At 50.1% G+C, this 7305-nt stretch carries 9 protein-coding genes and 1 pseudogene; all 10 read right to left on the minus strand.

What is annotated here, in order from left to right; genetic code table 11:
* Positions 1-5 precede the first annotated feature (5 nt).
* Positions 6-443 carry an SMI1/KNR4 family protein gene (locus tag TU86_RS22575; protein WP_082152910.1) on the minus strand — a complete coding sequence of 146 codons (438 nt, stop codon included), beginning with the start codon at positions 441-443 and terminating at the stop codon, positions 6-8.
* Positions 444-1556 (minus strand): RHS repeat-associated core domain-containing protein, encoded by a 1113-nt coding sequence (locus TU86_RS17320; RefSeq protein WP_048365531.1) that lies wholly within the window; start codon positions 1554-1556, stop codon positions 444-446.
* 76 nt (positions 1557-1632) lie between these two features.
* A complete protein-coding gene (locus TU86_RS17325) occupies positions 1633-1896 on the minus strand; it encodes a PAAR domain-containing protein (RefSeq protein WP_048365532.1) in 264 nt (87 codons plus the stop codon).
* A gap of 60 nt (positions 1897-1956) precedes the next feature.
* Entirely contained in the window at positions 1957-2355 is a 399-nt protein-coding gene (locus tag TU86_RS17330; protein WP_053076053.1) for an Imm44 family immunity protein, read from the minus strand.
* A gap of 21 nt (positions 2356-2376) precedes the next feature.
* A complete protein-coding gene (locus tag TU86_RS17335) occupies positions 2377-3492 on the minus strand; it encodes an RHS repeat domain-containing protein (protein ID WP_048365533.1) in 1116 nt (371 codons plus the stop codon).
* Positions 3493-3568: 76 nt separating this feature from the next.
* Complete coding sequence (locus TU86_RS17340) at positions 3569-3832, minus strand: PAAR domain-containing protein (protein WP_048365534.1); 264 nt, start codon at positions 3830-3832, stop codon at positions 3569-3571.
* A gap of 55 nt (positions 3833-3887) precedes the next feature.
* Positions 3888-4478, minus strand: a complete 591-nt coding sequence (locus TU86_RS23170; protein WP_193387787.1) for a DUF1963 domain-containing protein — start codon at positions 4476-4478, stop codon at positions 3888-3890.
* A gap of 399 nt (positions 4479-4877) precedes the next feature.
* Positions 4878-5069: pseudogene (locus TU86_RS23350) on the minus strand (RHS repeat-associated core domain-containing protein); the annotation flags it as partial.
* Positions 5070-5414: 345 nt separating this feature from the next.
* Positions 5415-6050, minus strand: coding sequence for an SMI1/KNR4 family protein (locus TU86_RS17350; RefSeq protein ID WP_048365535.1), 636 nt, complete (start codon positions 6048-6050; stop codon positions 5415-5417).
* Between the two features lie 3 nt (positions 6051-6053).
* Positions 6054-7305: RHS repeat-associated core domain-containing protein (locus TU86_RS17355; RefSeq protein WP_048365536.1), on the minus strand; the 1252-nt coding region annotated here is incomplete at its 5' end.

The raw sequence follows: 7305 nt of genomic DNA on the forward strand, positions 1-7305 counted from the left end.
TTAATTTATAAATCATCATCAACCAGTTCTCCTGTGATTGCATATTCAATAGCTGAGGTAAATGACGGAGCTATTTGTTTTATTTCTTCTGGATCTAGGTCTCCAAAGTTTACGCTCGACAATTTGGGTTTTTTTCCTAGTCGGTAGTCCAAAAGAAAACAAATTGGTCCACCATCCGATCCTATGCCTAGCACGTGATCTCCGAGATATTGATTGATCTGATAATTACTATTTAAAAGCACTAGGTCCTCTGCTGGCCAAAGTGATAATTGAATGGCGGGGAAGACACCCTCTCCACCATTTGACCAACACATGAATTCCTTGTAGTCAGAAGGAAGCTGCAACTGTATCTGTGGCTCAATTTTATTAAAGACATCAGCTGATACCCCTTGACATCCATGCCAAGTGGACGAAATTAACGATATGCATTGTGCAATATTCATTTAGTCACCATGAAAATATTTGTATGCCTGCTTGATTGCTTTGCGCCTACATTTCTCGCTGACACCAGCAGCCCCAAGATCTCGATAGGAGTTGTTGAACTCCTCGTTCATTGAGCTACCCCATTTAGGCTCTTCATTTCTGACCCTTGCATCCCTTCGTGCGTTTTGTAAAACGGTAACTGTTGAGTGTTCAGGAGATCGTGGCAGTAGAATTGCTGGCGCACTTCCCCGTGAATAGCCAGACACGTTAGCCTTAGCCCATGCGTCTTGAATAATATGGTGGGATTCGAGCCCTGTAGGTCTAGGCGAGGGCTGGTTAGAGTGAGTTGTTATACCGCATGGGTCGCAGCACTTCGCCAACCCTAACGGATCAACCCACCCAACCGGATTAGGCGCATACGCATACAGATTCAACCCACCCGCATAACTGATCGGGTCCTTGCTGATAAACCGCCCAACCCGGGGATCATAGTACCGATAACGGTTGTAATGCAGCCCTGTTTCATGATCGTGGTACTGGCCCTGAAATCTGATCGGGTTGGTCAGCCCCTCACGCTGCGCCCATTCCGAACGCTGTTCCCGCACTTCACCCCACGCTTTGTACTGCGCACTCCAGGCGAGTTGGCCGTTGGGGTCGGTCAGTTCTTGCGGCGTGCCCAAGTGGTCGCACTGGTACCAGGCCAACACGTCTATCGGCAGCGCTTGCGGGGTGTGCGTCCACAGCGGATCTTGGTCTATATCGTAGGCGCCTTCGTAGTTCGGCTGCGCCAACAGGCGGATCGGTTGATGACGCATGGCCTGAGCCACGGGCACGAAGGTGCCGGGTTCGTAGAGGTAGTGGACCGTGCGTCCCGCCGCGCCATCGGTCTGGGCCGGGCTGCTTTCCCAGGCCAGGGTGTCGCCGTCCCAACCGAAGAGGGTGAAGCCGCAACCCAGTTCACGTTGTTTGCGCGCCTGTTCGTTTTGGTTCCAGTGCGAGCCGGCTTCCGGGCGATGCTTGTGGTGGGCGTTGGAGTATTTATGGATGCGCCGCCCCAGCGGGTCGTAGGCGTAGTCGACGCTGAGTGTGTTGTCTTCAAAGCGCACCAGTCGGTCGAACAAGTCCCAGCGCATTTGGCCTTATTGGCCGTTTTGCCAACAGTAAATATCAATCCATACCGGCTCAGTTTTTAAAGAACGGTGTTGCGGTTCAACGGTTGACTGCGCCTTTAGGGCCGCTGGCAATCAGTGCGGCACCACACGCTGTTTTCATTCCATCGAGTGCAACGGCAATGCCGTCAACGGAGTAAGCCGCACTGCCCTCGGCAATGGGAAAAACCCCTTTGCACAACGGGCAACTGACGTTATGACCAACACCGGCAATCGGTTTACCGTTGAGGTCAGTCCGGGAAAAAGCTTCAAGCACGACACCCCCGTGGGTGGTGGAGTCGCCTAGGCGGATGATGTCTTTCATTGAGAGTAAATACTCTGAAGCTATATAAGTCCCTTATGAATTTATTTGCATGCCTAACTTTTAGTTGTTGGTCGAGGATGACAGTCTGGCTCTTGATTCAACTACTGCATTCCTTAACGCATCCCTATCCTTAATGGGCACTTTGAACTTGCTCATCATATCTATAGTTTTTTCAATGGCGTCTAATATAAGAGATATTTGACCTTTCTCGTCAGCATTCAAAAAGTCCTCGAATGGTATGGCGATACGAAATTCTAATACTTTCGTTTTTTTATGAAATTTTGCCACTTCGGGATAATCTGCTGAGAACTCTTTAGGCATTATGATGGAGATGTAGCTCCATCGCTCTAAGTCAAACTCAAGTTGTAATCCTTCAAGCGCTTTGTCAAGGGCTGGTTTTATTTTGTTTCTCGCAATATGTTCGGCAGTTCCAATTGCAGCTTCTTTTTCAGCAGACATAGAAAGTTTCATAATTCACCACTAATAGTCATTTTTGTTTAATGGGGGGCGCTTCCCTTCATGATTAGCTTTGTATTCTAATATCCGCTCGTGTTGCCAAACGTGCATTTCGCGCTTTGTACCACTTGCTTCCTGGGTAAAGTCAACTTTGTTTTTGTCGATGTACGATTCAGGGTAACGTTTTTTTCCTTTTGTGGTTTCGCCATACTTCATGACCTCATTTGTTTTCTGATCCCTCAGCGTGTACCCAATAGCCGGCGCATCACTGTCCAAACTATTGCCATGCACCTTTTTGGTCGGGTCAGCGACAGGAGGGCACGGTTTTTCAGGATTTGCACCTTTACTGAAGGTCCCGTTGGTATTTCTTGGCTGCCCTTTCCATAGGCCTAACGGATCTACCCACCCCGTAGGATTAGGCGCATACGCATAAAGATTCAACCCACCCGCATAGCTGATCGGGTCTTTGCTGATAAACCGCCCAACCCGGGGATCATAGTACCGATAGCGGTTGTAGTGCAGCCCTGTTTCGCGATCGTGGTACTGGCCCTGAAATCTGATCGGGTTAGTCAGCCCCTCACGATGTGCCCATTCCGAACACTGTTCTTTTATTTCACCCCACGCTTTGTACTGCGCGCTCCAGGCGAGTTGGCCGTTGGGGTCGGTCAGTTCTTGCGGTGTGCCCAAGTGGTCGCATTGGTACCAGGCCAACACGTCTATCGGCAGCGCTTGCGGGGTGTGCGTCCACAGCGGATCTTGGTCGATGTCGTAGGCGCCTTCGTAGTTCGGCTGCGCCAACAGGCGGATCGGTTGATGCCGCATGGCCTGCGCCACAGGCACGAAGGTGCCGGGTTCGTAGAGGTAGTGGACTGTTTTACTCGCCGTGCCATCGGCCTGGGCCGGGCTGCTTTCCCAGGCCAGGGTGTCGCCGTCCCAGCCAAACAGGGTGAAGCCGCAACCCAGTTCGCGTTGTTTACGCGCCTGTTCGTTTTGGTTCCAGTGCGAGCCGGCTTCCGGTCGATGCTTGTGGTGGGCGTTGGAGTATTTATGGATGCGCCGCCCCAGCGGGTCGTAGGCGTAGTCAACGCTGAGTGTGCTGTCTTCAAAGCGCACCAGACGGTCGAACAAGTCCCAGCGCATTTGGCTTTGTTGGCTGTTTTGCCAACAGTGAATATCAATCTATACCGGCTCAGTTTTTAAAGAACGGTTTTGCGGTTCAACGGTTGACTGCACCTTTAGGGTCACTGGCTATTAGCGCCGCGCCACAAGCCGTCTTCATTCCGTCGAGTGCAACGGCAATGCCGTCAACGGAGTAAGTCGCGCTGCCCTCGGCAATGGGAAAACCCCCTTTGCACAACGGGCAACTGACGTTATGACCAACACCGGCAATCGGTTTACCGTTGAGGTCAGTCCGGGAAAAAGCTTCAAGCACGACACCCCCGTGGGTGGTGGAGTCGCCTAGGCGGATGATGTTTTTCATTGTGGGGGCACGACGTCAGTGGAAAAAAGTTAAGAATGTTCATGTTGTTTAAAATCTAACTTGTTTGAATCAAGAATTTCCCCGCGTCGATATCTTGGCAAGGGATATTTTTTTTAAGCATCAAATAACCTATGCCGCCGACGAGTATGCCTTTGTGGTAGGGGGCTGCTTTATTTAAGCGTGAGCTGTTTATTTGGAGAGCGTAATCCAGGGTTTTTAAGTTCTCATCATCTTGAATCCATGCTGGAATTCCTCCTATTTTAGCAATGCCATTCTCATTGCTATCTTCATTGGGATTTTCAAAGACTGTTATTTTTTTTGAAGGGGTAATAGGGTCTGCATAGGCACCCATTTGTAGCACGGAAGGCTTATAAGCAATCACTTTGCCTCCTTCGGTCATGATGGTTTCAATGTAGGCGTCAGAAGTTTTTGAGTAAGGCGTAAAAATTGAAATGACCAACTGTGAGTCTAGATTGAAGTTTGTATATTTGTTGATGAACGCTGCTGGAAAGGTGGCAAGGTGTAGTAATGGCCCACCTTCTGAGCCTTTAGGCCAAGCTATAGCAGTTGGCAGATAAGGGTCGCCTCCAAGGTAGGGTTCAGAGCTACTTGGAGTTCCATCGATAAAAACTAATTCATTAAACATCTTCTGCACTCCGTTATTTGCAGGGGCATGGGCAAGAAGTAAGGAAATTTTCAGCTTCTTTGCGTAGTTCTCTAGCACGTGATGCGGGTAAGCCTGAGGTCCTTAGTGCACCTTGCCATACGTCCATTTGACGTTTGGAGGTAGTCCATTTGGTCCAAATTGGAACTCGTCGCGGCCAACATTGAGATGCAAAGCTGCCAAAGCATTTTCATTTCGGTGGCCATCTGTATGCATACCGCGAGGGATAGCAATTGATGGGTTAGATTTATTGCGAACCCCTTCGGGTGTCAACCCCATTTGCTCCAGTGCTTCATTGCGCACAAATTCATGAGCATCCAGGGCATCACCGGTATTCGTCTTTCCCGTAAGACTCCCGTAGGTGCCTAATTGGCATTTTCGTGCCAAGCCTAAAGGATCAATCCAGCCTGTGCTGTTTGAGGCGTATTGGAAGAGGTTCACACCACCAGCATATCCAATTGGGTCTTTGCTGATAAACCGCCCAACCCGGGGATCATAGTGCCGATAGCGGTTGTAGTGCAGCCTTGTTTCGTGATCGTGGTACTGGCCCTGAAATCTGATCGGATTTTTCAGCCCTTCGCGCTGCGCCCATTCCGAACTTTTCTCCCGCACTTTCCACACAGTTTTACACTGTAGGTGCCATACATTATTTTTTGATTGGTCAGCTCCTGTGGGGAGAAGCATAGATTAGTATAAAGCTAAGACGTCAAGCGACTTAGCCTGCAATCCTTTTGCAATGCCGCAAGATTTCTGCGCGCGCATGCTAGCAAGTTATGGGGCTATTAAAATGACTAAAGTTTAATGCTTTCATGACATGAGAAATCCAAACTGAATTCAAAGGCGCTGATCTCAGTGAGCCCTTGGTCTGTTATTAAATTTTTCGCATCATGTTACAACTTAGCTTCCAGATTAATATGATTATCCTTCAATCTCGAATTTAACTTGAGCGCCATCTGGTAGGTTTTTAATTTGATGGGCGATATCAGCCCTAATCTTCATCCCCCTTACGGAGTCGGACAGATATAGATTACTTAGCGAGTATTCTCCACCGAGTACGAATGGTACCTTCGGCAACAAACGTTTACCCACTGGAATCTGTCCATTATTCTTTTGCCATTGATGTGCCAATACCAAACCCGTAAGAATCTCGTAATCACTAAGGAGTATTCGTGCCCAGCCCTCAATATCATTAGCCAAATATTCTAGCTCGCCTGTTTCCGGGTCAAAGGTAAAAACACTATTGTCTTTAATGCAAAACTGCCCACCAAAAGCGTCTTCTGCAAAAAACAAACATTCATCTGCCAATCCTTTATAGGCGCTGCGCCATAGTGCATTATCATTCCAGTCAGAAATGCCAATTTCCAACTGGTCTGAATGTGTTGGAAATACATGCAAGGAACTTTCAAATGCATAAAAACCATTGCATTTGAGTAGCATCCCTAAAAGCTCGCCTGCTAATTTGCCTGCTAACTTGCGTGTCTGCCCAAATATTTCAGGAGTATGCTCGCACAATGGCAAACTTGAGATCAATAGTAATCTGTCTAAGCTGGTCATATTCTAATCCACCACGTCTATTCGAACATTCGTTCCGTTTGGAAGCACTCTACATTGAGCGCCAATACAAGCACCGGCACCACGGTTGTCGCTGGGATTGATATGTCTCACAGAGGAGCCTTTTCCTCCTTCTTTGAACATTGCAGGTGGGTACTCATCACGATCAAAGCCTGACTTGGTTTCAATACCGCGCAAAGAGTCACGCCTACGGGATGCCGCGTTCGCACGATCAATGGTCAGAGTCCCTGTCTTACCTGCACCAACAGCATCCTCGATGTGTTGTGCCGACTCAGGAAAGCGGCTTTTGCTGATTGTAACAATTTTTTCAGCATTGCTCTCAGTGCCTCCTTCACCTTTAGCCCCAATTTTGCATGGGCAACTAGATAATCCAAGCGGATCAACCCACCCCGTAGGATTCGGCGCATACGCATACAGATTCAACCCACCCGCATAGCTGATCGGGTCTTTGCTGATAAACCGCCCAACCCGGGGATCATAGTACCGATAGCGATTGTAGTGCAGCCCTGTTTCGTGATCGTGGTACTGGCCCTGAAATCTGATCGGGTTGGTCAGCCCCTCACGCTGTGCCCATTCCGAACACTGTTCTTTTATTTCACCCCAGGCTTTGTACTGCGCACTCCAGGCGATTTGGCCGTTGGGGTCGGTCAGTTCTTGCGGCGTGCCCAAGTGGTCGCACTGGTACCAGGTCAACACGTCAATCGGCAGCGCTTGGGCCGTGTGCGTCCACAGCGGGTCCTGGTCGATGTCGTAGGCGGCTTCGTAGTTCGGCTGCGCCAACAGGCGGATCGGTTGATGACGCATGGCCTGCGCCACGGGCACGAAGGTGCCGGGTTCGTAGAGGTAGTGGACTGTTTTACCCGCCGTGCCATCGGCCTGGGCCGGGCTGCTTTCCCAGGCCAGGGTGTCTCCGTCCCAACCGAACAGGGTGAAGCCGCAGCCCAGTTCACGTTGTTTGCGCGCCTGTTCGTTTTGGTTCCAGTGCGAGCCGGCTTCCGGGCGATGCTTGTGGTGGGCGTTGGAGTATTTATGGGTGCGCCGCCCCAGCGGGTCGTAGGCGTAGTCGACGCTGAGTGTGCTGTCTTCAAAGCGCACCAGACGGTCGAACAGGTCCCAGCGCATTTGGCTTTGTTGGCCGTTGTGCCAGCGGCGGATCTGGTTGCCGCGCTCGTCGTATTCGTAGTGGGTGCCGGTGTATTCGCGCAGCAGGTTGTCCATCAGTTTGTTGCGCTTGGCG

Origin of the sequence: Pseudomonas weihenstephanensis (assembly GCF_001043055.1) — a bacterium.
GTDB lineage: Bacteria > Pseudomonadota > Gammaproteobacteria > Pseudomonadales > Pseudomonadaceae > Aquipseudomonas > Aquipseudomonas weihenstephanensis.